The organism is Phocaeicola sp. HCN-40430 (assembly GCF_037890285.1).
In the GTDB taxonomy this organism is placed as follows: Bacteria; Bacteroidota; Bacteroidia; order Bacteroidales; family Bacteroidaceae; genus Phocaeicola; species Phocaeicola acetigenes.
Map to the genome: position 1 here is coordinate 1 of NZ_JBBKBS010000084.1, position 450 is coordinate 450.

Below are 450 nucleotides of genomic sequence, written 5' to 3' on the forward strand. Positions count from 1 at the left end.
CTTTGTAATATTTACAATCAAGCTGGCAATGGATACTAAGATAGAAGTAGCCGAGATGGCGATGGTGGTAGTATTACCGATTTCGGAGTTTTTGGCCTTGGTTTTATTCGGGGTGACATAGAGGATGTCGTTCTGCTGCAGGTAGAAGTAGGGAGAAAGCACGATGTCGGACTTGGTAAGGTCGAGCATCACAATCTCACGTTTTCCCTGTGCATCTTCGCGAATCAGTTTTACATTGTCGCGTACTCCGTATACGGTCATGTCGCCTGCCATGGCAAGGGCTTCGAGCACATTGACTTTTTCGTTGGACACAGTGAAGGTACCCGGCCGGGTAACTTCTCCCAATACAGATATTTTATAGTTGGCCATGCGTACGGTGACGATGGGAGTTTCTTTTAAGTAGGGTTTTAAGCCTTCTCGTATGAGGGCTTCGGCTTCATTTTTGGTTTT

The 450-nt window shown here is 46.2% G+C and carries 1 protein-coding gene; it reads right to left on the minus strand.

Annotated features, from left to right (window positions below):
* A partial coding sequence (locus WKU26_RS12700; protein WP_340322322.1) for a polysaccharide biosynthesis/export family protein occupies positions 1-450 on the minus strand: 450 nt, incomplete at both ends.